We start from the raw sequence: 26,150 nt of genomic DNA, 5'->3' as shown, positions 1-26,150 counted from the left end.
TCATTCGCTGGTACGCTCCTTTCTTCTCTTTACTCCACCCACCGGATCCCAAAATAATCATATAATGTAACGTCCAGAAAGTACACCTCCCCCGTTTTCAGATCCGTCACCTGGTTGTAGTCATGGTCTTGCCAAAAAGGGTCATTAGTCAACTGATGAAGAGATTGTCCGAACAGAGACAGTTCGCCAACCAAAATAGCCTGGCTGATGCTACGTTCTTCCCCCATTGCCTTATTTACTTCTTCCAGAATCCCGGCAAACAGACGGGCGTAGCCTACACAATTCGCCTGTCCGGTTACGTAGACATCGTCTGGCTGTCCGGAAGCGGAACGCATAATAAAAGAGGCAGTTTTCGCCGTAAGTTTCCGACTGTAAGCAATCCTTTTTTCCACGGAAGCGGCAGAATTCTCTGCAGCCCATTTGGCAATCTCCCGCTGTAAATCCTGGTTATTCACCACAAGAATCGTCCGCTCTCCAACGGGTTCGTAGTGTGCGCAAAGCCGAAATAGTTGGCCGCGAAAGAGGATCAGCAGGAGTATAAAGGCCAGTAAACGATACCGTTTCTTTCCCTTCATTTCAGTACTTGAGTAAGCTTAATTTTCACCTGAGTAATGGCCCTTTCCTTAATGCCTAAATGGCCTTAATGGTTCCCTAGAACACCTTCGGTGCAGAAGTCTCTTCACCCCCAGTCTTACTTCGCAGAAATTCCGTCCCCCTTAATCGCCGCCGCAACATTCCGGTCCAGTGCCTCATGCGCCAGCGGTTCTGTAAACCGGTTCAATTCATCCAATCGATTATTGATGGCGTCTTTATCCTCTCCGGCAACTGCCTGGGCAAGCTTTTCAGCGTATTCCCCGATGTCATTCACCTGCTGCACTTCCAGCCACGAAGCATTTTGCTCCAGGAACTTCCTGGTACTCAGCAGTACATTGTTGGCTTCATTTCGAGCTTCCACCAACGCCCGGTTTTTCATGTCCGTTTCGGCGTTACTCAGGCTATCGATGAGCATTTCAGCCATCTCTTCTTCGCTGATGCCGTACTGGCTTTTGATCGTCACGCTCTGGCTCTGGCCACTGCGGTGCTCCATGGCTTTGACACGGAGGATGCCGTCGGCGTCGAGGTAGAACTGGATTTCGATCTGTGGGATGCCAGCGGGCATAGGCGGGATGTCGCTCAGTACGAATTCTCCGAGTTTCCGGTTGTCTTTTACCATATCGCGCTCGCCTTGGAACACGGCAACCTTCAGGTTCTTCTGGCCATCGACGCTGGTGGTGTACTTACGCCCTACGCGGGTGGGCACTTTACTGTTGCGGGGGATGATGGGATCCATGAGACCACCGACAGTTTCAATACCGAGGCTTAGTGGTGTAATGTCTAGCAGGAGCACGTCAGTTTGGTTTCCAGCCAAAACGTCGGCCTGGATAGCAGCACCGAGGGCGACAACCTGATCGGGATCCAGGGTATTGTTTACCTCCTTACCGAAGAAGTTCGTGACTTCCTTTTGTACCAGTGGTACGCGGGTGGAACCGCCGACCATAATGACGTGATCGATGTCCTGGATGGTCAGTTCAGCGTCTTTAAGGGCGCGGTCGCAGGATGCAATGGTCCGCTTGATGAGCGGGGTAAAGAGGACGTTGGCAAGGTCCCGATCGAGGTACAAAGTCGTTCCGTGAAACTCCGTGGTAAAGCTATCCTGGCTGGAAAGCTGCTTTTTAGCCCGTTCGGCGAGTAGGCGAATTTCGCCACGCTTCTGCGCTGTATCGATGGTCAGTTGCTTTTCTTTGATCCAGTGGTCCGAGATGGCCTGGTCGAGATCGTCTCCGCCCAGGAAGGTATCACCGTTGGTACTCAACACCTCGAAAATGCCTTGTTCAATACGCAGGATGGAGACATCGAAAGTGCCACCACCGAGGTCATAGACTGCGATGGTTCGTCCTTCGTCCTCGTCCCTGAGACCGATGCCGTAGGCGAGGCTGCTGGCCGTTGGTTCGTTGACGATGCGGAGCACGTCAAGGCCAGCCAGTTTACCGGCATCGCGGGTTGCCTGGCGCTGGGCATCGTTGAAATAGGCCGGAACGGTGATCACCGCACGGCTCACTTCACTACCGAGTTCGGTTTCAATACGTGTCTTTAGCGATTTCAGGATTCGGGCAGAGAGCTCGATGGGGCTGTAATAGCGGTCCTCACCATCTGGGCCGGGCACGGCGATCTTCACCAGCCGGTCTTCATCCTCATCAATAACGCGGTAGCCAAACCGGTTGCGTGCTCCGGCCAGATCGCCATAGCTCTTACCCAGCAGACGCTTAACGGAGTAAATGGTCCGCTCCGGTGCCGTTGTTAAAAAGGGCTTAGCTTCTTCTCCAACCAGGACGTCTCCATTTTCGGCAAAGTGAACGATACTGGGTACCAACACATTTTTTCCATCCTTTCCGGCCACCGCTACGGCCTGATTATTGGAAACGTGGGCCACCAGGCTATTGGTGGTGCCAAGGTCAATGCCTACGATTACCTGTCCTACGGAACCTACCGCGTCGTCGTCTTTTACTTTGCCGGCCTGAAGGTCGATGCTGAATTTTGCCATTTGGTATATCTTGGAGATGGGGATGCAACGCCAAACCCGGGGTAAGGGTTGGACTGAAGCTGGCAAATAAAGCTCACTTAGGTACTAAAGGGGGAAATAAATCTATTCCTCCTGATCTTCCATGTCCTTATGCATGGTTTCCAGCCGTTGGGCAGAATTCTCCGTCCCCGTCAGGGCAAGGCTCAAAGCCTGGTAGTTGACCTCCTCATTCAGGTTGTTGGCAATGCGCCTAAGCATCAGGTCGAAGTAACAATTTTCAATTGCCTCGAGGTCTTTGATATGTTCCTGAAAACTGATCTGGCCGTCTTCACTCGGCCGGAAGAGGTAACACTTGAAAAGAACCTGCCTGATTTTTTTAACCTCGGTCATCGTTGCTTCGGGAACGTCTTGCCGGAGTTGGTCATAGCACTCCTCATCAAGCTCCTTGAAGTTGTTGAACTGGCCGAAATCGCGCAAAAAGGCTGCGTAAATATCGATGCCGATCCACATCATTTGTGGCGGTGGCATACGAACACCTTGCTGTGCAGCAACCCGTAAGTAGTATTTAGCGATCTCTGCGGGCGTACCGCTCTTCGCCTTTCTGCCCTGGTCAGGGCGAGGTGGGGCATTGGGCAAATCGTAGTAGCTGACGTAATCGTCACACTTGGACTGCAATTTCTTATTCCTTTGCTCATCGGCTCCGACGGCATGCAGGTTACATCCCAATGCTTTAAGGTCTTCACACAATTTAACGTAATCGTCATTTAATCCGACCAAAACTATGCTGGTAACATCCTCATGCGCTTCAACGTATTGCTTTACCCGGTAAACCATGGAAGAGAACACATCAGCGGGCTTATATTGGTCTTGCGGAAAGACTTGAACAAGCGTTGTTTGCTCAAGCTCCAGTGGCTGTGCATAGCGGGACATCCAGTGCCAATTACCAAATGCTTCACTATGCAATACTTGCCCGAAGGTTCTTGCATAGTCCATCACTGCTTCTACACTAACGGTTTTAGGCTGGGGGCGGCCAATAGCTTTCTTCATGCCATATTGCCCATGCTGTTCAAGCATTAAAGCATAATGAAGGTGCTCGAAATCCCAAAAAACGGCAACAATTTCAGACATCGTTTAAATCTCAGGTACTGTACTCAGAAAGGCTGAATATCGCTTGCAAGTTACAACAAACACAAATCTGACCATCTTTTTTTCTTGATTAAGGCAGAATACATACAACTCTGGCAAAAGAAAGCCCTTAACAGTCATACCGTTAAGGGCTTTTATCATTTTTTTGAAATTTGCGTTGTTTTAAGCAACGCTGCGCTCACGCATCACGTCCTCGTACATTTTCTGTAGCTTTTTACGGGCAAAGAAAATCCGGGATTTAATGGTGCCTAGTGGGCTACCCAATTGCTCAGCAATTTCATCGTACTTATACCCTTGATAAGCCATCAGGAATGGAACGCGGAAATCATCGGGTAACCGATCAACCAGCTCCTGTAACTCATTAAAGGTAACTTCGCTTTCACCATCGTTCAAAACGGTCTTATTACCACTGTTAATGTAATAGTTATTAGGCGTCTGATCGATGATCAGGTTACGGCGAACCTTCTTACGGTAATTATTAATAAAGATGTTCCGCATAATTGTTACGGCCCAGGCTTTAAAGTTTGTACCGGGATTATACTTCTCAGCATTCGTCATAATACGGAGTGCAGTATCCTGATAGAGATCTTCTGCATCATTCATATTGCCGGTAAGTTTCAGGCTGAAAGCACGTAAACTGTTGGTAATCGTGCTCAGGAGGTCCTGAATATCTTCTTGTTGTTGCTTCGTTGCTTTCATTAGGGGGTATTTAACACTACAGATGTAAAGATTCTTTACAAAAGTAGTCCTTATTTAGATTGGTTGCAAGTAATTAGACTTGCATTTCAGTCAAATACGTGCAATAACCGTACCATGGATTCACCGTAAACACTACTTATGTAAAAAAAATTGACATGTATCAACCATTTTTGGTCACGAGATGTAAATAGGAGGTAACATCTTATGCATCAGTATGAAAACGAAGGAAGCCATAAGCATTGCCGACAAGGCGCTGCCCAATTTTATTGCCTCCAACCTTAAAGTACTGCGCAACCGACTCGGTTGGTCACAGTCTGAATTAGCCATGAAGGTCAACCTCAACCGAGGGAACATTGCCAGTTACGAAAGTGGATCGGCCGAACCAAGCATATGTAAACTACTAAGGATCAGCACTTTACTTAAAGTACATCCACGAGACATTACCCGTCGCGACTTGAGTGATCCAGAAGAACTATTGCTTGCCCAACTCGCCCATGACGAACACCGAATGGAAGAAAAAGAACGCCTTGCGTCCTTCCGTAACCGTGCCCTGGAACTTAGGGAACTCATCGACTCCTCGAAGCGCCTGTTTGAGTACAAACGAAACAAATTAGCCACTCCATGTAAAGAAGCAGACCTCTTTGCTGCCCAGTACGAACAACTGCATGAAGTAACCCAGCAATTGCTGGAAGAACACCAGGATTTACTTGGAGAGGTAGGTTGTCAATGCAAATGAGCCTTTTTGGCAGTCTTTTAGACTTTATGGCAGTAGTCAAGTGTCAAGTGTCAAGTGTCAAGTGTCAAGTGTCAAGTGTCAAGTAAAATTGCCCAGACTACGCTGGCAAACTTCAGGTAGCTTTTTTAAAAAAAATCCCTCCTTACCTTAGGAGCGCAGCAAGCATCCCGATGCGGAAGCAGTTCCAGCCCCTCCCACCCTGCTCTTCACCTTTTTCTTGCACCTGCGACCGCGCCCCCGACTTAGTTCGTAATTAATTAGCAGCGTAATTCATACGCGGTTAGTCAGACTATGGACTTTTTACTAAAATACTACTTTTGTAGTACAAGATAAAGGAGCAAACTACTACCTTGCGACCATGACCCCGCAAAACCAAGCAAACCCCAACGATGAATCGCCTCCGATTCTCGGTAGCTGGAGCCGTATCTATGGCTTTGTTCTCGTGCTGCATTTCATTCTGATCGTTCTGTTTTACTTATTTTCACAAGCTTACGCATGAGTACGATTGACTGGCTGGTAATGACCGGCACCCTTGCCGCCATCGTGATCTATGGCGTATTGAAAACACGTTCGGTAGACAACGTAAAGAGCTACCTGATGGGCGACCGGGATCTAAAATGGTGGACCATCGGCCTTTCAGTGATGGCCACCCAGGCCAGTGCCATTACTTTTTTGAGTACGCCCGGACAGGCCTACGACAGCGGTCTTGGTTTCGCTCAGTTCTACTTCGGCCTGCCAATTGCCATGGTTATCCTGTGTGTTTTTGTCCTACCGATCTATTACAAACTTCAGGTATATACTGCCTACGAGTACCTCGAAGGCAGGTTTGACATCAGGGTCCGCACCATGACGGCCCTGCTTTTTCTGATACAGCGGGGGCTGGCGGCCGGCATCACCATTTACGCACCAGCCATTATTCTTTCAAGTATCCTCGATTGGCCACTGGGGCTGACCATTTTCCTGATCGGCATCGTCGTAATTTTCTACACGGTGATGGGAGGCACCAAGGCCGTTTCCGTTACCCAAAAACAACAAATGATCGTTATCCTGTTGGGCATGGTTGCCGCTGGCGTGGTGGTAGTAATGAAACTGCCCGACGGCGTTAGCCTTCCCGACGCCGTGGGGGTGGCCGGGCAGCTGGGAAAACTGGAAGTAATCGATTTTAAATTCGACCTCAACGACCGTTATAATATCTGGTCCGCCATGCTCGGTGGCACCTTCCTCTTCCTGAGTTATTTCGGAACGGATCAAAGCCAGGTCCAACGCTACCTTTCAGGAAAAAGCCTGACGGAGAGCCGGCTTGGCCTCCTGTTTAATGGTATTTTCAAGGTGCCAATGCAGTTCCTGGTACTGTTCATCGGTATTATGGTTTTTGTATTTTTCCTGTTCACGCCCCCTCCGATTCACTTCAACACTGCCAACCTCGAAAAGGTCCGGAGTTCGGAATACGCTACGGAGCTTTCGGTACTGGAGTCGGAATACGAACTGGCTAATAAGACCTCCGATCAAGCATCAACAGCCTTAGTAGAAGCCCTGAAGACCGAAAACGAAGCCTCCATAGGTTCTGCAAAAAGCAACCTGATGGTTGCCATGGATGCCCGACGGGACATCAGCAGTCAGGTGGATGACCTGATCACTAAAGTTGATCCCGAAGCGATTACCGAAGACCGCGATTATGTTTTCATCACCTTCATCATCAACTACCTGCCCATTGGCTTAGTGGGTTTGCTGCTTGCCGTCATTTTTTCCGCAGCCATGTCAAGCACCAGCTCCGAGCTTAGCGCGTTGGCGACCACCACGCTGGTCGACATATACCGACGTAGCCTCGTCCCGGGCAAAGAAGACCGACATTATTTCACCGCAAGTAAAATGCTCACCATCATGTGGGGTTGCGTTGCCCTGGGCTTCGCGGCGGTTGCCAATCTTTTCGATAACCTGATCCAGGCCGTCAACATCATCGGCTCGTTGTTTTACGGCGTGATATTGGGTGTTTTTGTAGTGGCCTTTTTCTTCAAAAAGGTGGGAAGCAAGTCGGTCCTCAGTGGAGCCATTATCGCCGAAACGTTTGTTGCACTCACCTTCATCGCCTCGTATTATGAGTATATCGACCTGGCTTACCTCTGGCTTAACCTCATCGGTTGCGTGCTGACGGTGGGTCTGGCCTGGTTCTTTTCCTCGGGGTCCAAGTTGATCAAACGGATGATGGGGGTTGAGGTGACGTGATGTAGAACAGGGGGAAGGAGTAAAGGGGGGCGGCCGCAGGTGCAAAGTTGGGTAAGATGAACTGAGGAATTGTTGTTCCCTGGATGGTGGTAAAAATGCCGTTGACAGACACACATTTTTGAACTCCCTCTATTCCGATCAAATTACCTTTTTTCCGAAAAGCTTTAACCCGCCTAACAAAGAAGTATGCTGAAGTTCTTCTATTCACCAGCCAGACCTACCGCTCCACCTAATGTGAGTTAGTGAAGATGATTTGGTAAATTTGATTATCGAAGGAAAATTTGCCACCTAAAACGTAACCAATTCGTCTCATGCACACACCAAAGAATGTCGTCGACCTAATCGCCCTGAACAATATGTTTGAGGCATGTCAGCTCATCACTCGAGGGCAGGTAGCGGTATCGGCCCGTGTTCAAAAGAAACTGCTCCTACTAGTTTCGCGTTACCACGACGTTCACGACCGGTCTATTGAGGGGACCATTGCCCACGAACCTTACCAAGTGGAAGTTTCTCAAATCAAAAAAGGCCTGCTCCATTTATTACTCGAAAAACCCCATTCTGTCTCGGATATTAATCGCCCTTGGTACCACACTTACTGGCTCCCATTGTTGTTAGCAAGTCTTTCCGTTGGCTTGTTACTAGTATTGCTGAGCGGCTCCTTCTTTGACTCCCCGAAATCTACGGCCGACCAAGAGCTTAAGGTGCCTGGTAACGGCACAACTACAGTTTTACCCGCAGGACTACATGCTCAGGAGGACACTAACAAAGAGCAGTCGGTAGCCAATCGATCCGCCTCACCTCCCAACGCACCGGCCGTGCAGGCCACTGGCGGGCATCAGGAAACCCAGGTTCCGAGCCTTCCCACCGCCGAGAAACCAAAGGAGCCCTTGTTGTCCACCGAACCTACCACCGAAGGATTTACCGTCCCGGAAGAGGCCGAAAAATTAGCCACTTTAATACTCGACGTAGCCACCAACCATGGCGGAGACTCCATAACGCTAACTTCTACAGACCCCTTATTACTCTACGTCCGACTCAATCAACCCTGCTTTGTGCGGGTGATCTACGAATTGGCCACCGGTGAGCGTATTCTCCTTAAGGACAGTCAGGAAATTGACGAAAGCCTCGTCAGTAAAGGTGTACGGATTGGCGAAAAACCCTTGTTCGCCCAGCCTCCCTACGGACAGGAAAGCTTGATTGTGCTGGCCCAAACGAGCCGCTTCCAACCGCTCAAAACCCGCACCGAGGGCGCGTTCACCTACCTGAAAACGTCTACCAAAACCGCCATTAACCAGTCGAGGGGCTTGGTGGAAGGAAACCTTTCCACCCAGAAAATACTGGCAATCAAAACGAGTAAGTGATGAAGGCCATATTGTTAATTCTTCTAGTCTTTCTGCCATGCTTCAGTCTCCAGGCCCAAGGGCACGACTCTGTGAGTGTCTTGCGTAAATTGAACCTGGAAGAAAATGGTTACGGCTGGTACTCTTACGGACTAAAAAAAGCGGGAAAAACCATCGTGCGTCCCAATTACCGTAAAATGCAACGCCTTGCTTCTGGGTATTTTTTTGGAATGACTAAATACACCGACGGCCTCCTCACCGTCTGCCACCTCTTTGACCAAGAGGGTAAAAAAATGGCTCCCCGCTTTGGGATTTTCGACGTTTATGCTGATAGTTCTTACTACTATCATCAATACCAAAAATTCAATAGTGATAAATACGATTACACTGCTTTTTATACCTTTCACAATCCTCGAACCGCGCGCTGGAAAACCATCGAAGTCTATAGCCCTGCCCTTGACACTATTTACCAACAGCATGGCTTCCTGGTCACAGCCAGCATCAGGCGAGAGAACAATGGGCGGAGTCAACTCTACGATTTCGGCCTGCTCGACCTAACGGGGCAGACCCTCCTTCCGCCCGTTTACGACACCCTCTACTTTTCGGCGCTTGGCCTTCACTTCAGATTACCCCATGATGTCTTTGTCATTGAGCAGGAAAATGGCGCCCACCTTCCTTGGGCGACCGAAGGGGTTTTAAATCTCAAAGATGTCAAATCCACTAAGCCTAATCAAGCGATTACCGCTTTTCCGGCACTACTTAATTACCTGAAGATCAACGAATCTACCGCCATTGACAGTGCTGACGTAAGACCAACCTCTACCTCGTCTTACCCTTACCTCAAAGGACTAGTAGATTATCGCAACCAAGTTGTACTAATTCCACCTCGCTACAGCAAAATTAAACCCCAGGCGCGCGACTATTTCATAATTGAAGACCAATACCGTCAGGGGCATTCTACCGAAGGAAGCGCGCGCATGGAGTATACTATTAATTTACAGGGAGTTTACCTACCAGGAGCTACCTCCGTCGAAGCTGCCGGCCCCGACTACGTTATCGCGGACCACTACGTCAGGAACGGTGAGGATTACCAAATACTATTGAACAAGCATGGAGACGCTCCCCTTCCAAACCGTATTTATCAAGAAATTAATTTCTTTGGCGAGCAAACCTTTGGCTTAACTACCCCGGATAGTATTTCCTTGTGGAGCGCGCAAGATGGGCTTCTATACTCCACTCCTTGTAAAGATTGTAACTGGGCTAGTTTCACCAAAGAATACTATACAAAATGTGGAGCACTCTACTATTGGGAAAGGGAAAAAGAAGGTCGCCAGGGCACTTTAGTTTTGAATGACTTTCAACAAGAAATCCATTCCGTTGATGAAGTGTTGCTAAAAGATTCCAGCCGCTGTGTTTTCCAGATCGTGCCTATCGATGGACCACCCTTCAACGTCAATGCGGGTGGAACCCGTGAACTTGTGCTTAAACAACAAGTGGTAGAGCAATCGACAAACTACCAACTCCATTTGGCCCCCTCGACACCGCCCATTGATCACATTAAGCAGTACACTATTAGTGCCAATGGTAAATACAGCTTAGCTCATGGAGTCGAACGATACAATACCGAAAACCTCTCCAGTCGGGTGAGTATTTACAACTCATTTTCCAATAACCTGATTAGCTCCTACGAAGAACGAAGCGTGGCCTTTACGACGCTTATTGGCAACGACGTTTTCGTTAGCCTCACCCAGGCAGGTTTGAATGTAGAAAACCTAACTACTGGAGAAAAGAAACTGTTTCCCATCAACGATTTTTACACTGACTATTATTGGGACAAATACAATGATAAACTTGATGAGAGAAAGATTTGGGCCAGCCGCTCTTCCGACGGGCGTCAACTACTAGTAGTACTCCAAAATAACGAGTCCAACCAATACCTGATGGTTGATCCCGAAGAGCTAACGGTCCGACCCTTGCAACTTGATCAAGAATTTGATGAATTGGCGGTTATCTGCCTGGGTGATGACGAGATTTACTTTATCCACTATCCTTTCCAGGATCGGCCTGATGATTTTCATAAGCACAATAATGGAATCTTAAGTGTTTTTGACCTCAAGACTGGGAAACCGACAAAGAACTACTCAATAGGAAAAAGCTGGCCTTATCTGAGACTGGCGAATATGAACAACGCACAAGTGAATAACGGCTTCCTGACAATAATTGACAGAAATGGATCTGTACTCATTTCTAATCTTGCTGACCCGAATAATCTTCTGGTCAATAAACCCAACACTGGTTCTAACTATCCCGTAAACAAGGTTATTTTTGACCAGGCCTCCAAGGTGCTCTATATGTTTTCCGCCACTCGTGATACCCCGTGTACAGCCTTCGATACTCGTAGTGGTAAAATCGTCGAAAGCGATTCGCTGGCTGGTGTAATTGATGCATGGAGCCGTATCACAAGCCACATTTTAGGGATCCACAACGGTCGTATCCACGTACAACTTTACAACGATGAAATTCGCAGTATTCCTAAGAAGGAAAGTAATTACCGCTTCAGTGATCGTAAACAGCCCCACTTGTATGACCTCTATGTCAGTTGCGACAACCACCTGATTTTTGTCAATAAAGGAGGCCAAGTCGGTGTTTTTGACCTCACCCGCTTCACTTCAGTACGCGCTCAGTTGAAGTATCAACCTAGCCTGGGCCGGCTGGATTGTCCCGAGAATACCTCAATTGAGACGATACTTTCCCCCGATGGCTACCTAGAAGTGCGCCAAAAAAGCACCAATGAGGTGCTTGGACGTTTTAATCGTAGCAGTGCTTTAACCGTTACTGAAGATGGGTCAAATCTGGTTTTCTTGAATTCATCGGAAAATTTATCGTCGATTAACCTGATCACAGGAAACACTAAAATCCACAAGTACCAACATTATTACCTTCATGAATTTCATGCTGGGAGGCATACCAATTCTGCCTACTTTTCCGGAGATAAAATCACCGGTAGAATGGATCAAGAAAGTAAATCCCTCCGTAGGATGAACCTGGACACCGATAAGGTTCGCTGGCTAATCAAGCCAAAGCAATACCCTTACTCTATTGGCAATGTTATTGAAATAAACAAAGATACCCTAATGTTTGTCCTTGGGCATGATCAATTGATCTTCTTTGATTTACAGGAAGGTAAGGAACTCTCCCGCGTGCCAATCCCTATAAAAACCGTCTCCCGCAGTTGTCATATAGACGACCTTGGGCTCATTGCTTTTGCGAGCGGTGATGGAAAGGTAGCTTTCTACGATTTAACAACTCAGGCATTTTTACCCTTACAATTATTCGTCGAATTTACGCCATCCGGATTGGAGTATTTACTGTACGACGAGTCCCTCAATGTGTACACAGCCTCCAACGTTTTTCGAGACGATATTTACGTATCACGCGGAGGCAGCCTGCGCCACCTTCGGGGGGTGGAAGAATCCTTGAATCGGCCGGATTCTATTCTGCACAATTATTCCTTTACAGACCAAGCCTACGCCGAAATGCTTACTAAGGTTATTGAACGGCGAACCGCAAACCAAGGTACTGGCTTAATAAACAACGAGCTCAGTTGCCAATTCACCAATCGGCGGTTTCAGTACCACAATGAGTCCGGACTACTGCCACTTACCTATCAAGTAAAAGGGCAACTTGACTCGGATAGTGTTCAGGTAAATATTTCGGTTAACGATGTGATAGTGGCTCGAAAGAACAGCTTTTACCCTGATGGCCTTTTGACTGACTCGCTCTCCATCTTACTAGAGCCCGGTGAAAACACCGTTGAAATCTATTCGAGTGACCTAGCTGGCACTATTTCCAGCACCGACCGGCTGAACTGTGTTTACACTCCGGCTGATTTGCCTCCCAAATCGTTATACTTCATCGGGTTAAGCAACGCTAACTACCAGTACTGGGACTCGCTGTCCTTTAGTAACATTGACCTGCGCTCAGTTTCACGGAGATACGCTAATGCACAACAATTCGACCGGATAATTATTGACACCTTGGTAGATCATGAAATTTCCCCCTCAGACCTGAATCGGATTAGAGGCAATCTTCAAGATTTATCTCCCCAGGATTACGTAGTTGTTTTCCTGTCCGGTCACGGTAAAACCAACGAAGCTACCGGAGAATTTCACTTCATTGGTCCTCATGCTCCCACTAAGAACTTTGAAGAAAAAAGCCTTTGCCTCTCCGACCTGGAGAAGATCATTCAGGCTTCGCCTGCCCGCAATCGTTTGATGTTAATTGATGCCTGTGAAAGTGGTCAAGTGGATCGCTCGGGCATAAAAATCGAACCAGTAGAAGTCTTGTCCGCTAGCGAAACCGAAGCCCTTTTTGGTAAGGGTTTGTTCTATAATTCGGGAATCCCCTCTTCCGCCCAAGAGCAATTTTACCTCATGCAGCAACTCTTTAGCGACTACGATAACCCCTTTGGGGGGACTATTATTGCCGCCTCTACCGGCTATCAACAAGCATTTGAGCACCCCGAACTTGGCCATGGCGTTTTTACCTATTTTCTCCTCAAAGCCATTGACAAACTAGCATCTGACGAGAATAACGACCAGCAAATAACCGCTAGTGAGCTAGTTAGCTTTCTCGATCGGGAAATCGAGCAGTCGGAATACAGCACACAAAAAGTAACCATTCGTGCTTTGAACTTACGCAAAGACCTCCGGGTATGGTAAAATCTTACGAGGGAAATGCTTACTCTCCTTATCTTAACTACCTCACTATGGCTAGTGGACTGCGCTGTAATTAGGTACATATTTTCAACTTTCCTAGCAAAACGTAAGGTTGATAATTTGCTAACCCAGGAGCGTTAGGAGATTATTGACCGAGGCCGCCGCTTGAATATAGGTAAAGGGATAATGTTGAGATAATAGAGTGTCCAAAGCAAATACAGCAAGGAAGCATACAAGTGAAGTGCCCCAACCCCCATTTTCCCCGACCAACTTTTAGCATTGTTGTCCCAAAAACACTGCTATCTTTGCCCTCCGCAAACGCTCACTCCTCATTCAGACAATCGAGAGCTAGCCCACTTGGCCTCTGCGAACTCCTCCTTGCGGTAGCTACTACTAGACTACCTGACTACTAGACTATCTGACTACTTGACTACCCGCCCATGTATCCCTCCCACATCGAAGCCATCGCCGAAGCCCTAGCCAACATCTTCGGCGAAAACAAATACGCTGACCGCGAAATCGCCCGGGTCCTGAAAGCAGATAAGCGCCGCGGAAGCAACGATCGTGCCTTCATCGCCGAGCATACCTACGGTGTTGTCCGAAATTACCGGCTGCTACGCCACGTGCTGGGCGGTGCCAAGCCAAAAAGCCGAAAAGACTGGTGGCAACTCATCGGTGTTCACCTGATGTCGGAAGGAATGGAATTACCGGAGTGGACAGAATTCAGTGACCTCAATGAAGAAGAACTCAAAGCCCGGTGGCGCGAAGCGAAAGAAGTCCGCGCGCTGCGTGAAAGCATCCCGGACTGGCTGGACAAACTCGGCGAAGATCAATTGGGGGAGGACCTCTGGGCCCCTACCCTAACCGCACTTAACGAGCAGGCCCCCGTCGTACTACGGGCCAACCGGCTGAAAACCACACCGGCTGAACTCGCCCAAGTTCTGCTACAGGACCAGGTTGGAACCGAAGAAATTGGCCAGGATGCACTTCTCGTCACTGAACGGCAAAACCTCTTCAAGACCAAGGCTTTCAAAGATGGCCTTTTTGAAGTCCAGGACTTCAGCAGCCAACAAGCAGCCCTGACGCTTGAAGTCTCTCCCGGTCAAACCGTCATTGACGCGTGCGCCGGTGCAGGCGGAAAAAGTCTTCACCTGGCTGCTCTGATGGAAAACAAGGGACAATTACTCAGTCTGGACATCCATGACTGGAAGTTACAGGAATTGAAAAAGCGCGCCCGTCGTAATGGTGTATCGAACCTGGAGACCCGGGCCATTACTTCCTCTAAAGTCGTTAAACGTTTGGCCGGTCGTGCCGACCGGTTGTTGCTTGATGTTCCCTGCTCTGGCCTGGGAGTACTCCGTCGTAATCCCGACGCTAAATGGAAGCTTAGCCAGGACTTCCTTGACCGCGTCGTCGTAGAACAAGCCGACATCATCTCACGGTACAGTAAAATGGTCAAACCCGGAGGCAAGATGGTCTACGCTACCTGCAGCATACTCCCAAGAGAGAACGACGACCAGGTCGCCGCCTTCCTGGCCTCCGAGGCTGGTCAGGGCTGGACATTGGAACACAAGCACACCTACTTCCCGCAGGTGGAGGGCTATGATGGCTTCTTTGTCTCCCGGTTGGTATTGAGCGAATAAAGCCTTCCAGTATGAAATTTTCTTTAGTTGGCCCCTTTTCTCGGAGTTTCTTTTCTAACAGAAAAGGTACAAAGGGGATCTGAATCACCGATTAATACTGATTACGCAGATTAACACAGATAGGACAATCTCAAGTCAGCCAAATTCTCTGCCACTTTAAGGCTAATGTTTTAGAGGTAAGGCCCGTACTGCCACCGATTCCTCCATAATTCTTAATGGCCCTAATGGTTACCTCACCCCCACCATTAGTGTAGAGCTTTGTACTCTTAATGCCTTAGTGGTCTACTTCACCCCTACATCAAAAAGGCCGCCCCCCATCCAGGAGAGCGGCCGTTTTGCTCAGTAGGTTTCCCTAAAGATTAGAATTTGTAGCACCCCGATTTATTACTTCCGGCCGCACCAATGGAAATACCAACGGTAAGACTACCAACGAAGTAGTAATCCTCGTATTCGCCACCACGGCGGTATTCTAGGTCACCGACCTCAGCGACGTTCTGAACTGCGGGATTAGAAAAACGAGCGGCAAGGCCACCGTTTGGTCCGTTAAGCACATCAAGGTAGTTCACTTGGTTGTTAGACACATCATCAAGGTAGTCCGTACCCGTTTTTCGGCCACCAAGTTCGAGGCCGATAACGATGCGATCAGCAAAACGAACGCGTACACCGCCGCCCAGAATGCCGACAACTCTGGTCAGCTCGTAAGGAGTGGCATCATATCGGGGATCACCGCTGCCCTGAGCTTCGGTCCGTAGTGGCTGTAACTCAGTGTAAACACCGTCGAGTTCTGATTCAGGATTAAAGCTCAACACACCAACGCCACCGAAGATGTAGCCCGCCAGGAAGTTGCTTTCTTTATCACCAATGTAGAAAAGGTCGTATTCCGCAACGGCGTTGAATTCGGTGATGGACGAACGGAAGTTTCTGGTAATCGGAACGTTAATACCGCTTTCGTCCGGCGCCTGAGTTTCTTTGACAGCACTAATGCGGCCAAAGTTACCATTAACCCGGATGCCCCATCGAATTTGAGGTCGATACCGGAGGTAGAGTCCTCCTGCAAAATTCATGTCTTCAATGAAAAGACCAAAGTCTCCTGGGCTAAGGTCTCCGCTATAAACGGAAACACCAGCTTTGACACCAAATTCAAGGCCCTGGGCCTGAACGGACACTGTGCCTAAACAAAGGCAAAGTGTAAAAAAAAGAAGCGATAAACGAGTTCGCATAGCGTGCAATAATTTCGGTTGGTTTGGGAACAAGTCAGTGATTCCCAGTTAGAAGTGTAATTTTCTCGTAATAGGAAGCACAAAGTTAGTGCAAAAATTGTGTGAAGCCCTTCATTTTCTATTCTTAAGCGTTCCTTTGCACTTCTTATGGCTAAAACTTACGATAAAACGGAACGTCCGGTTTCCGACCGATCACAGAAAGAGAAATTCAATCGCTCTCTTCGAATCTTTGATTACGTGTGGCTCTACCGGTGGAAGTTCCTCTTCAGCTTTGTGATCCTTGTGGTGAGCAGCCTGGTCTTCCTTGTGATCATGCAACTGCCGGGCGAAGCCCTTAATGTGATCCGGGGAGAAGGAAAGTATGAACTTTCCATCAAGGAAATCTTCTCATTGCTTGCCATATTACTGGTCATTCAGGCACCACTTAGCTTCCTGCGGGTTCGTCTGCAGGCCGAAGTAAGCGAAAAGGCTATGGGGTCATTACGGAAGGATCTCTACGCGAAAATTCTACGACTTGAAATCCCCTTCTTCGAACGTACCCGGGTAGGTGAACTGACCAGCCGGATTACGAACGACATCACCCAGATCCAGGGTGTCTTCTCCCTGACCCTGGCGGAATTCCTGCGGCAGCTCATTATCCTGACGGGAGCCATAGTTTATATTTTGGCGACAATGATGAAACTCGCTCTGGTTAGCCTGGCTATCTTTCCGGTGGTGGTCATTGCTGCCATGTTTTTCGGTCGTTACGTACGCAAAATGACCAAGGCCCGCCAAGAGCAGTTGGCCCAGTCCAACATCATCGTCGAGGAAAGTCTCCAAAGCATAAACACCGTAAAAGCTTATACCAATGAAGAATTCGAACTCGCGCGTTACAGCCGAAGTATCGATGAGACCATTCGTATTTCACTGAAGACGGCCAGTGCGCGGGGCCTGTTTTCGGCCTTCATCGTTACCATAATGTTCGGCGCCTTGTTCTACATCATTTACCGCGCCGTATTACTGGTGCAGGCGGATGCGCTTCCGGTGGGCGACCTGTTCAGCTTTGTCATATTTACCGCCCTTATTGGTGGGTCCATTGCCAGCCTTGGTAATTTTTACACCGAGATTGTCTCCGCACTTGGAGCATCCGACCGCGTAGTCGATATTCTCGACAGCGAAGAGGTTGAGGGTACTCCCTCCCCTGCTCCTTCCACCTCCCCTGCACCTGCGACCGCGCCACATAACGTTCCACAGTTGCAAGGCAATATCCGTTACGAAAACGTCCGCTTTAACTACCCGACCCGACCCGACGTGAATGTGCTGAAGGGAATCAACCTCAAGATCGAGCCGGGGCAGAAGATTGCCCTCGTTGGCGCCAGCGGTAGCGGAAAGTCAACCATCATGAAGCTGCTCCTGCGCTTCTATCCGCTCAACGACGGCCGTATCACGGTGGATGGCCGCAATATTGAAGACTACGACCTGCACCAATTCCGTGAAGACCTGGCACTTGTGCCCCAGGAAGTGCTGCTTTTCGGTGGTACGATTCGCGAAAACATTGCCTACGGCGCCCTGAACGCCAGTGAGGAAGCAATTCGGAATGCTGCCGAAAAAGCCAATGCGCTGGACTTTATCGAAAACTTCCCGGAAGGCTTCGACACCCTGGTCGGTGATCGGGGCATCCAGCTCAGCGGTGGCCAACGGCAACGTGTAGCTATTGCCCGGGCCATCCTCAAAAACCCGGCCATATTACTCCTCGACGAAGCCACCAGTAGCCTGGACGCCGAAAGTGAACGCGTCGTACAGGAAGCGTTGAATCGCCTGATGGAAGGCCGGACCAGCATCATCATTGCCCACCGATTAGCCACCATCCGCGAAGTGGATCAGATATACGTTATCGAAAATGGTACCATCGTAGAAACCGGTACTCACGAGGAGCTGAGTGACCGTCCGGGAGGTGCTTATTCTGCCCTGGCCCGACTACAATTTCAGCGCCTCGACTAACCCCTATGATCCAGCATAATATTTCCCTTTCGCGTCTCAACACGTTCCATTTGCCCTCCGTAGCGGAGCGGTACCTTGCCCTTACGGACCTCAGTCAGTTGGACGGTCCTGAGTTCAGGCAAGCTCCGCAACTGGTACTTGGCGGGGGCAGCAATATGGTACTTTTGGAGCAGGTTCCCGGTCTGACGGTCCACGTACAGCTGGGTGGTGTGGAAATTTTGGGCGGGGCCGCAGGTGCAGCAAAAGGTTCGAAGAGCAGGCTGATTTCCCTCTCAAAGGCCAATAGTCAGGCTGCCGTCGGACGCGAGTATTCGTCCGACGGAGAGGCGGTATTCCTACGGGTTGGTGCGGGTGTTGACTGGAATCAATTTGTCCGTTACACCCTCGACCGGGGTTGGTGCGGACTTGAGAACCTCATCCTTATTCCAGGCACCGTAGGTGCCGCGCCGGTTCAGAACATCGGTGCTTACGGTGCCGAGGTCGCCGAGTGCATCACCGCCGTTCACGTTTGGGAATACGGCGTCGGTGCGCGCACATTATTGCCGGAGGATTGTGCCTTCGGCTATCGGGACAGTCGCTTCAAACGGGAACCTGGCCGTTTTTTGATTACTGCTGTCGATTTTCGCCTCAACGACCAACAAGAATTAAAGACCGGCTACGGTGCGATCCAGGCCGAACTGGCCCACCTGTCCATCGACGCTCCCAGCCCGGCCGACGTAGCGCTGGCCGTCACCAACATCCGCCGGTCTAAACTTCCCGATTGGTTTTTCCTGGGCAACAGCGGTAGTTTCTTTAAAAATCCAGTGGTTTCCATCGCAACCCATCATCGCCTTCTCGCAGCTTTCGAGGATATCCCCTCCTACCCCATCGACGAGGGCCACGTAAAACTCCCCGCTGGCTGGCTGATCGACCGCGCCGGCCTCAAAGGGGCTCGCCACGGTGATGTTGGGACGTACGCCAAACAAGCGCTGGTCCTCGTTAACCATGGCGCCGCTTCGGGACAAGACATTATCGCCTTTAGCAAGTTTATTCAGGACGAAGTGCAGGCTAAATTTGGGGTGGAACTGGAGCGGGAAGTTCAGTTGATCGGTAATTCTTAATTGCAGGCGTGCCTCAGGCAATTCTAATCGCCTGGATCACCGCCAGCACAACGAATAGTCCTCCCAAAAAGAAGTTGATATTCCGGGTGAAGTACGCGGCGTGTCTGCTGATCCAATCGGCAGACAGGACATAGAGAAAAAAAACGCCCAGGGCCCCCAGTGCAGTACCGGGCACATAGGCCAGCCTTGGTAAGAAGGCGCGCGAGAGCAGCCCATCGCCAATCAGCCAACCGGCAATAGCTAAAATAAAAGGGATGTTAAGGATGTTCATCATGCTCATCACCATACCACGCCAGAACGGGCCACCCTTATACGGGCGTTCGATGTGCGCCTTGCGCGCTGCGCGCGCACGGTAGCCTTTCCAGGTAAAAATTCCGGCTAATACCAAAAACAAGGGGATGGCCCAACTCTTGATTCCGGAGATGACCGCCGGGTGACGGGTGAACAGGTCAGCAAATAGCACGCCCAATGCAGTTTGGGCACCAATCACGGTAGCCAAACCTCCCGAGAAGCTAAAGGCTTTATGCTGTCCTGCACGCACGGAAGTAGCTACGGCCTGCATGTTTAGCATACCTGGAAACCAGGTAATAAATATACCTGTGCTGAGTCCGACCAGAAATCCATTAAGTATTTCCACACCGCAAAGGTAAAATTCCGGCTTTAACACTTAGTTGTTTTCCGACCGGGAATCAGAAATTGCTCGACGGATTGATCAATTATGGGTACCACCAGTATAGTTTTACGAACAATATTGCAGACCTTGCCCGCTGAATAAACGATAATAACTGTACATCAACCCAAAAGCATGAACCCCGTAAACATTAAGTTTGGCACCGATGGCTGGCGCGCCATCATCGCCCGCGAATACACTGTAGACAACGTGATGCGCGTAGCCGAAGGCACGGCACGCTGGCTAAAGCAGCAGGGAGGTAGCAAAGTCGTTATTGGTTACGATTGTCGTTTCGGGGGTAAAATGTTTACCGAGGCGACTGCTCGGGTATTGGGTAAGCACGGCATTACCAGCCTGGTGGCCCCCGGCTATATTTCTACGCCAATGGTCAGCCTGGGAGTAGTAAAAGCAGGTGCTGACCTCGGTGTCGTCATCACTGCCAGCCATAACCCGCCGAGTTACAATGGTTACAAACTAAAGTCGAAGCTTGGCGGACCTTCCATTCCATCCGACGTCGAAGCAGTGGAGAATTTGATTCCAGATGCAGTGCCGCAAGACGTTCCTTCTTACAATGAAGTCGTTGAAAAAGGTCTGGTAAAAGTTATGGACTTCGAGCAGATCTACCTAGACCACGTAAACGAGGGCTTCGACATGGACCTGATCCGCAACAGCGGCATCGGAATTGCCTATGACGCCATGTACGGTGCCGGCCAGGGCGCGATGAAGAAACTTCTGCCTGATGCCATTCACCTTCACTCCGAAATCAACCCCGGCTTCAACGGCCAGGCCCCTGAGCCAATCGGGCGGAACCTTACGGAGCTGGCGAAAACCATAAAGAATGACTCCAGGATCTCCCTGGGCATTGCTAATGATGGAGATGCTGACCGAATCGGTCTCTTTGACGGTGACGGAAAGTTTGTGGACAGCCACCACATCCTGCTTCTGCTTCTTATGTACCAGCATGAATACAAAGGCATCAGGACGGGTGAAGTAGTCATTACCTTCTCCGTAACCGACAAGCTGAAGCAACTGGCCGGGATGTACGGCCTGAAATACGAAGTAACCAAGATCGGCTTCAAATACATCGCCGAGATTATGGCGGAACGGGAAGTGATCGTTGGTGGTGAAGAATCCGGAGGACTGGCGGTTTCCGGCCACATCCCCGAACGGGACGGCATCTGGATCGGCCTGATGATTGCCGAATATATGGCCAAGAGTGGTAAATCACTTAAGCAACTCGTAGCTGAGCTCTACGCAAAGGTTGGTAGCTTCAATTGTGACCGGGATGATGTCCACGTAGAAAACGACCGCAAGTGGGAAATCGTAAAGCAGGCCAAAGAAGCACCATTTACCAAAATTGGCCCCTACAAAGTAACCCAGGCGGCTCACCTCGATGGCAGTAAGTTTTACCTCGGTGGGGAAGACCGCTGGCTCATGGTCCGGCCCTCCGGGACGGAGCCCGTACTGCGAGTATATGCGCAAGGGGCTGACGCAGCTGAAGTCCGTAAAATTCTGGACGCCGCACGTGCGGAAATGGGAATTTAGAGAATGGAGAATTAGTGAATGATTGAATAGCTGCCGCACGGCTTTGCCCACTTCGTTCAAAGTAAATGGACTCTACCCAAGCGAAGCGCCGCAAACGGCACCTGCGGCAGCGCATTTAATCCTTTCCCCATTCATTAACACTTCCCTTGCACCTGCGGCCGCGCCTTATCTTCGCCCCCATGAAAAGCCTTACCCAGCTCTATGACCCTGCCACTTTTCGCCGGCAAGGCCATTCCCTCGTCGACCTCCTGGCCGACTATCTCAAAAGCACGCCAGAAGCTGTGGCGAACCCACACGCCGAACCCGGCGACATGCTGGAAGGCTTCCGGACGCTGCTGAAGGAAGGGACAACGCCGGATGACCTTTTCAAAAAGGTACTCACTGACTCTGTTCACCTCCACAGCCCTTACTATATGGGGCACCAGATGAATCCGCCAGCACCGCTGGTGGCTTTAGCTGACCTCCTAAACGGTATCATCAACGGTAGTACAGCCATTTTTGAAATGGGTCGGGCCGGAGCCGTAATGGAACGCCTGGTCATTGAGCATACCGCTGGCTTGCTACAGCTCTCTAAAGGCACCAGTGGTTTCCTGACCAACGGAGGTACCCTGGCCAACCTAACCGCCCTACTTGCCGCCCGTGCCGCAAAGTGGCCCTCTGGAGACGCATGGAAGGACGGTAACGGAGACCTTCGCCCATGTGTATTCGTCAATGAACAAGCCCATTATTGCATTGACCGCGCCGTACGGATCATGGGCTGGGGAGAAGCAGGCGTTGTCAATATTCCTTCCGACGACAAATTCCGAATGCGGACCGAGCTACTGGAAGAGGCCATTTCCACGGCAAGATCCAAGGGAATGACACCGCTTGCCATCATTGGCAGCGCCGGCACCACCAGCACCGGATCCTTCGATGACCTGGGTGCCATTGCTGATTTTGCCGAACGACACGGACTATGGTTTCACATCGACGGAGCACACGGCGCACCCGTTCGGCTTGACCCTGAAAAGGCCCACCAACTCAACGGTCTCGAACGGGCCGACAGCATGATCATGGATTACCATAAAATGATGATGTGCCCCGGCCTTACGACCGGGGTTTTCTTTCGGAACGGCACAGATGCCTTCCGCACATTCCACCAGCAAGCGGATTACCTGCTTTCCTTCGACACCAACGAGGAAGACTGGTACAATATGGGCAGACGCACTTTCGAGTGTACTAAAAACATGATGAGTTTGCGGGTGTTTAGCCTGTTGAGTTGTTATGGTTCTGATATTTTCCGGGACTACGTGGTTCGGGTGAATACAATTGCCGCCAACTTCGCAGCCGACGTTCGGGCAAACCCTCTTTTTGAGTTGGCCCTCGACCCTGGTTGTAATATTGTTTGTTTCCGGTACCGACCAACGATGCCGGTACATTCGGCCGACGACCTGGACAACCTCAATGCGATGATCCGGGCCCAACTGGTGGCAGAAACTAATTATTATCTCGTGCAGACCCGGCTTCGCAGCCGGATTTACCTGCGTTGTACGTTTACTAATCCTAAGACGGAGGTTAACCATACGGCCGGTTTACTCCAGGCAATTCAATCCATTGGAGGCGAAATCACTAACCTAAGAAGTCAGTTTCTTACTTAGGGGACGAACGATGCAGTTTCCACCACGTTTAATTCTTGCATATTTGCCCTTGATTTAACCATCCAAAATAATACTACCACTAGTGAATACACTCTTTCGCATCCATTCTGAAGGCCGCCAACTATTGTTGGTGTTATTGATAGTCCTGGGCCTAGTTACCGCAGTTGTTTTTTGGCAGCTTCCGTCTTGGGGATGGCTGGCCGCAGCAATTAGCCTTATTTTTTACCTGGTCATATTGCAGTTCTTCCGCAACCCGCTCCGGGTGGTTCCACAGGAGGATGACACCATCATTTATGCGCCGGCAGATGGAAAGGTCGTAGTCATTGAAGAAACGGAAGAAACGGAGTATTTCAAGGATAAGCGACTACAGGTAAGCATTTTCATGTCTCCGGTCAATGTCCACGTCAACCGAAACCCTATTGGCGGCAAAGTGAAATACAATGCCTACCACCCAGGAAAGTACCTCGTCGCCTGGCACCCCAAAAGCAGTACGGAGAATGAACGTACTACGGTGGTAATTGACAATGGCAATACTGAGATTCTACTGCGTCAAATCGCAGGAGCGTTGGCCAAACGCATTAAAAACTACCTTAAGGTAGGTCAGTCCGTCCGCCAGGGAGAAGACTTCGGTTTCATCAAATTCGGTAGTCGGGTTGATTTATTTCTTCCGCTGGGCACCAAACTGGAGGTAGAATTGAATCAGAAGGTAAAAGGCAACAAAACCATCATTGGACGTTTATAATAAGTAACAACCCGCACCATCAGCATTATGAGCAGGAGAACAGAACGCCGCGCCAACCGGAAGCGTAAATATGAGGAAAAGACCCTCCGCGAAAAGAAGATTGACTTCAAGCGTCACTTCCGTACCTATCTGGTGATGTCCCTGTTCTTCATCGCCCTCAACATCTTTGGCAATTCTTATAACTTTTGGGCGATTTGGCCCATTCTTGGCTGGGGTATCGGTGTTGCGATGCAGGGGCTTAGCCTGTACGGTCCTTTGGCAGACCCGGATGACATCCACCCGGAAGACCAGGAATTCTCTGGCCCAATGCCCGACATAACGGATGAAGAAGTTCGTCGGCGTAGAGAAGAAAGAGACCGGATTGAATTGAAAGAGCTGCAGGATAACCGGCCTTACCGGGACGAGGACCTTGTTTAGTCGAAAATTCGCTTCGCTCATTTTCATAGTAGACGTGGCTTCACCACTGGTAGAGGATAGTAAGTAGTGCTACCGCACATGGATACTCTCTCCGCTCGTTTTTGAGTTTCCCCTACTAAAGTCGGTGGCTGTGGTCAAAGCTCTGGCGAGCTGAACCAATACTCGCTTCCGCTCGTGACGCTACGCCTTTGATTGTCGGAGTACCTACTCCTCCCACGACGGCACCTCTGCGCCTCCCTCCGTGCCAGTCTCTGTTAGAACAAATAACTGCGAAGCGGTACTTAATGCCTAAATGGTTCCCTTTTCTTAGTGTACACCTTAGTGTCTTAGTGGTTACAGCCTCCTTTAAAGTCTCTCACTCCAGCACGCGACCAAACGCCTCTCCAACCGGCACCACCCCCGGTGTCCCCGGACTAAGCCGGCGAGCGTGCATTAAGGATTCCAGGCGGTGTGGTGCAAAGTCCGGATCTTCCGGTAAAAATGATTGCTCCATAATCCGGCCATTATCAGCACCAGAATGTAGAAAACGGCCATTCCCAGTATAAAACCCGACGTGGGTAATTTTTTCAGATCCATTGTCCCGGTAACCACCAAAAAATAGCAGGTCACCGGGAAGCAGGTTACTGAAATCAGGGGTGAGTTCAACTTCGGTGCCAGCGTGTACTTGCTGGCTGGCATCCCGGGGCGTTACGAAGCCATTCAAGTAGTAAGCCGTTTTTGTAAAACCGGAGCAATCCAGCGCATTGGCACTGTTCCCTCCCCAGAGGTAGGGCCTCCCAGCCAAATTACGGGCTACGCCTAACAGTAAGTCCACCTCCAATGTCTCCGTTTTCAACCAAGCCTTTGGGTCAGCCAAATCAGCACTTAATAAATGGCCAATTGTTCCATCCGGCAGCTCAATTTCATCATACGCCCCGGTACCGGTCTTGCTAAATTTAACAAGACTACCCAAAACGATGGTAGAAATAATATTTGGGGTAAGCTCTTCATTTGGTGACTGCAGTACTTCTCCCGATTTAGCATCAAAAACACGCAGATCGCTGTTTAACCAAAGCTTTGCCTCCTCCGGCGTCATCCGTACAAACGCACCTGGTTCCAGCCAGGCCAGGTAGCGGGCAGGAGTGCGGACCAGGTACCAGCCATCCTGAAAGTCAAGTACCTGGATGGGGGTTCCGAGCAGGGCCTGCGTCGCTAGTTCCTGGCTGTGGCCGGGTTTTGATCGAAGATTGGCGACAGAAACTTTGATGATACCAGCGGTTTGTGCTCCAACTACTTCGTCTGGCAGCAACCGGAAATTATCTCCGGCGACGACAAAACCGTTAGCCAGGGTGGCTTGCAAGCTGTCATAGGCTGCGGGAATCGTCGTATATCCTTCCAGGTAAAGCCCGTTAAAACCTGACTTGTGCTGAATTTCAAATCGATCTACCCGGCTGTCGGAGACAAAATGCGTTTTCAGGTTGTCCGCTAATTGCTCGAAGCTCTTGGCCTTCGTTTTATCCTTGCAGGACCCGGCAACCAGCACAAGGGCAACTAAATGTAACAAAAGAATAAGTTGTCTCACAATTGTGGATTTTACAGCATTGAGTAGGACCTGATGATAGGTATTTTACCCACAATGATAAGGGGGCGGGGCCGCAGGTGCAAAGAAAAGACACTATTAGCAAGGTAAACAAACCTCCTGTTTTAGCTTTTTTACCACATTTAGTCGCTTTTTTGGGTATAAACGCAAGAAAAAAACGTCGTTTTGCCTGATTCGGCTTATTTTTGTCGTGTA

18 protein-coding genes are annotated in these 26,150 nt (G+C 49.8%); 11 read left to right on the top strand and 7 right to left on the bottom strand.

What is annotated here, in order from left to right; all coding sequences use genetic code 11:
• Positions 1–29 precede the first annotated feature (29 nt).
• The 4 genes from B036_RS0124090 to B036_RS0124070 all read right to left on the bottom strand — a co-directional run bounded on the left by B036_RS0124090 (position 30) and on the right by B036_RS0124070 (position 4,405).
• Positions 30–575 (bottom strand): hypothetical protein, encoded by a 546-nt coding sequence (locus B036_RS0124090; protein ID WP_020571306.1) that lies wholly within the window; start codon positions 573–575, stop codon positions 30–32.
• A 116-nt stretch (positions 576–691) separates the two neighbouring features.
• Positions 692–2,581, bottom strand: coding sequence for a Fe-S protein assembly chaperone HscA (gene hscA, locus B036_RS0124085; RefSeq protein WP_020571305.1), 1,890 nt, complete (start codon positions 2,579–2,581; stop codon positions 692–694).
• 102 nt (positions 2,582–2,683) lie between these two features.
• Entirely contained in the window at positions 2,684–3,688 is a 1,005-nt protein-coding gene (locus B036_RS0124080; RefSeq protein ID WP_020571304.1) for an NYN domain-containing protein, read from the bottom strand.
• A 180-nt stretch (positions 3,689–3,868) separates the two neighbouring features.
• Positions 3,869–4,405 (bottom strand): RNA polymerase sigma factor, encoded by a 537-nt coding sequence (locus tag B036_RS0124070; RefSeq protein ID WP_020571303.1) that lies wholly within the window; start codon positions 4,403–4,405, stop codon positions 3,869–3,871.
• Between the two features lie 214 nt (positions 4,406–4,619).
• Here B036_RS0124070 and B036_RS30860 point away from each other — a divergent pair, with 214 nt between their 5' ends.
• From B036_RS30860 to B036_RS0124040, 5 genes are all read left to right on the top strand, one after another.
• A complete protein-coding gene (locus tag B036_RS30860; RefSeq protein WP_020571302.1) occupies positions 4,620–5,141 on the top strand; it encodes a helix-turn-helix domain-containing protein in 522 nt (173 codons plus the stop codon).
• 495 nt (positions 5,142–5,636) lie between these two features.
• Complete coding sequence (locus tag B036_RS0124055) at positions 5,637–7,364, top strand: sodium:solute symporter (RefSeq protein WP_020571300.1); 1,728 nt, start codon at positions 5,637–5,639, stop codon at positions 7,362–7,364.
• A gap of 311 nt (positions 7,365–7,675) precedes the next feature.
• Positions 7,676–8,725, top strand: a complete 1,050-nt coding sequence (locus B036_RS0124050; protein WP_020571299.1) for a hypothetical protein — start codon at positions 7,676–7,678, stop codon at positions 8,723–8,725.
• Between the two features lie 80 nt (positions 8,726–8,805).
• Positions 8,806–13,425 carry a caspase family protein gene (locus B036_RS0124045; protein WP_169435095.1) on the top strand — a complete coding sequence of 1,540 codons (4,620 nt, stop codon included), beginning with the start codon at positions 8,806–8,808 and terminating at the stop codon, positions 13,423–13,425.
• Between the two features lie 437 nt (positions 13,426–13,862).
• Entirely contained in the window at positions 13,863–15,065 is a 1,203-nt protein-coding gene (locus B036_RS0124040; RefSeq protein WP_020571297.1) for an RsmB/NOP family class I SAM-dependent RNA methyltransferase, read from the top strand.
• A gap of 359 nt (positions 15,066–15,424) precedes the next feature.
• Here B036_RS0124040 and B036_RS32605 read toward each other — a convergent pair whose 3' ends face one another.
• Complete coding sequence (locus B036_RS32605) at positions 15,425–16,285, bottom strand: DUF6089 family protein (protein WP_026232303.1); 861 nt, start codon at positions 16,283–16,285, stop codon at positions 15,425–15,427.
• 147 nt (positions 16,286–16,432) lie between these two features.
• Here B036_RS32605 and B036_RS0124030 point away from each other — a divergent pair, with 147 nt between their 5' ends.
• Entirely contained in the window at positions 16,433–18,265 is a 1,833-nt protein-coding gene (locus B036_RS0124030) for an ABC transporter ATP-binding protein (RefSeq protein ID WP_020571295.1), read from the top strand.
• Positions 18,266–18,270: 5 nt separating this feature from the next.
• Positions 18,271–19,365, top strand: coding sequence for a UDP-N-acetylmuramate dehydrogenase (gene murB / locus B036_RS0124025; protein WP_044103719.1), 1,095 nt, complete (start codon positions 18,271–18,273; stop codon positions 19,363–19,365).
• Between the two features lie 13 nt (positions 19,366–19,378).
• Here murB and B036_RS0124020 read toward each other — a convergent pair whose 3' ends face one another.
• On the bottom strand, positions 19,379–20,002 hold the full coding sequence (locus B036_RS0124020) for a LysE family transporter (protein WP_157472370.1): 624 nt from the start codon (positions 20,000–20,002) through the stop codon (positions 19,379–19,381).
• Positions 20,003–20,170: 168 nt separating this feature from the next.
• Between B036_RS0124020 and B036_RS0124015 the strand changes: the two genes are divergently transcribed.
• From B036_RS0124015 to B036_RS32600, 4 genes are all read left to right on the top strand, one after another.
• Positions 20,171–21,580, top strand: a complete 1,410-nt coding sequence (locus tag B036_RS0124015; RefSeq protein WP_020571292.1) for a phosphohexomutase domain-containing protein — start codon at positions 20,171–20,173, stop codon at positions 21,578–21,580.
• Positions 21,581–21,759: 179 nt separating this feature from the next.
• Entirely contained in the window at positions 21,760–23,217 is a 1,458-nt protein-coding gene (locus tag B036_RS30850; protein ID WP_044103758.1) for a pyridoxal phosphate-dependent decarboxylase family protein, read from the top strand.
• An 82-nt stretch (positions 23,218–23,299) separates the two neighbouring features.
• Positions 23,300–23,959: a phosphatidylserine decarboxylase family protein gene (locus B036_RS0124005; RefSeq protein ID WP_020571290.1), complete on the top strand. Its 660-nt coding sequence runs from the start codon at positions 23,300–23,302 to the stop codon at positions 23,957–23,959.
• A 27-nt stretch (positions 23,960–23,986) separates the two neighbouring features.
• Entirely contained in the window at positions 23,987–24,376 is a 390-nt protein-coding gene (locus B036_RS32600; protein ID WP_020571289.1) for a 2TM domain-containing protein, read from the top strand.
• A gap of 355 nt (positions 24,377–24,731) precedes the next feature.
• On the opposite strand, the gene B036_RS30840 is transcribed toward B036_RS32600, so the two are convergent.
• Complete coding sequence (locus B036_RS30840) at positions 24,732–25,937, bottom strand: C40 family peptidase (RefSeq protein ID WP_083926304.1); 1,206 nt, start codon at positions 25,935–25,937, stop codon at positions 24,732–24,734.
• Between the last annotated feature and the right edge of the window lie 213 nt (positions 25,938–26,150).

The sequence above is a fragment of the Neolewinella persica DSM 23188 genome (assembly GCF_000373105.1).
In the GTDB taxonomy this organism is placed as follows: Bacteria; Bacteroidota; Bacteroidia; order Chitinophagales; family Saprospiraceae; genus Neolewinella; species Neolewinella persica.
Note: the sequence above shows the minus strand (reverse complement) of the source record. Positions and strands in the feature narration are given on the sequence as shown.

Coding starts and splice junctions, on each gene's coding strand:
- murB (WP_044103719.1), top strand. CDS start 18,271: ATGATCCAGCATAATATTTCCCTTTCGCGTCTCAACACGTTCCATTTG.
- B036_RS0124015 (WP_020571292.1), top strand. CDS start 20,171: ATGAACCCCGTAAACATTAAGTTTGGCACCGATGGCTGGCGCGCCATC.
- B036_RS30850 (WP_044103758.1), top strand. CDS start 21,760: ATGAAAAGCCTTACCCAGCTCTATGACCCTGCCACTTTTCGCCGGCAA.
- B036_RS0124070 (WP_020571303.1), bottom strand. CDS start 4,405: ATGAAAGCAACGAAGCAACAACAAGAAGATATTCAGGACCTCCTGAGC.
- B036_RS0124080 (WP_020571304.1), bottom strand. CDS start 3,688: ATGTCTGAAATTGTTGCCGTTTTTTGGGATTTCGAGCACCTTCATTAT.
- hscA (WP_020571305.1), bottom strand. CDS start 2,581: ATGGCAAAATTCAGCATCGACCTTCAGGCCGGCAAAGTAAAAGACGAC.
- B036_RS0124040 (WP_020571297.1), top strand. CDS start 13,863: ATGTATCCCTCCCACATCGAAGCCATCGCCGAAGCCCTAGCCAACATC.
- B036_RS0124050 (WP_020571299.1), top strand. CDS start 7,676: ATGCACACACCAAAGAATGTCGTCGACCTAATCGCCCTGAACAATATG.
- B036_RS0124030 (WP_020571295.1), top strand. CDS start 16,433: ATGGCTAAAACTTACGATAAAACGGAACGTCCGGTTTCCGACCGATCA.
- B036_RS0124055 (WP_020571300.1), top strand. CDS start 5,637: ATGAGTACGATTGACTGGCTGGTAATGACCGGCACCCTTGCCGCCATC.
- B036_RS32605 (WP_026232303.1), bottom strand. CDS start 16,285: ATGCGAACTCGTTTATCGCTTCTTTTTTTTACACTTTGCCTTTGTTTA.
- B036_RS0124090 (WP_020571306.1), bottom strand. CDS start 575: ATGAAGGGAAAGAAACGGTATCGTTTACTGGCCTTTATACTCCTGCTG.
- B036_RS30860 (WP_020571302.1), top strand. CDS start 4,620: ATGAAAACGAAGGAAGCCATAAGCATTGCCGACAAGGCGCTGCCCAAT.
- B036_RS32600 (WP_020571289.1), top strand. CDS start 23,987: ATGAGCAGGAGAACAGAACGCCGCGCCAACCGGAAGCGTAAATATGAG.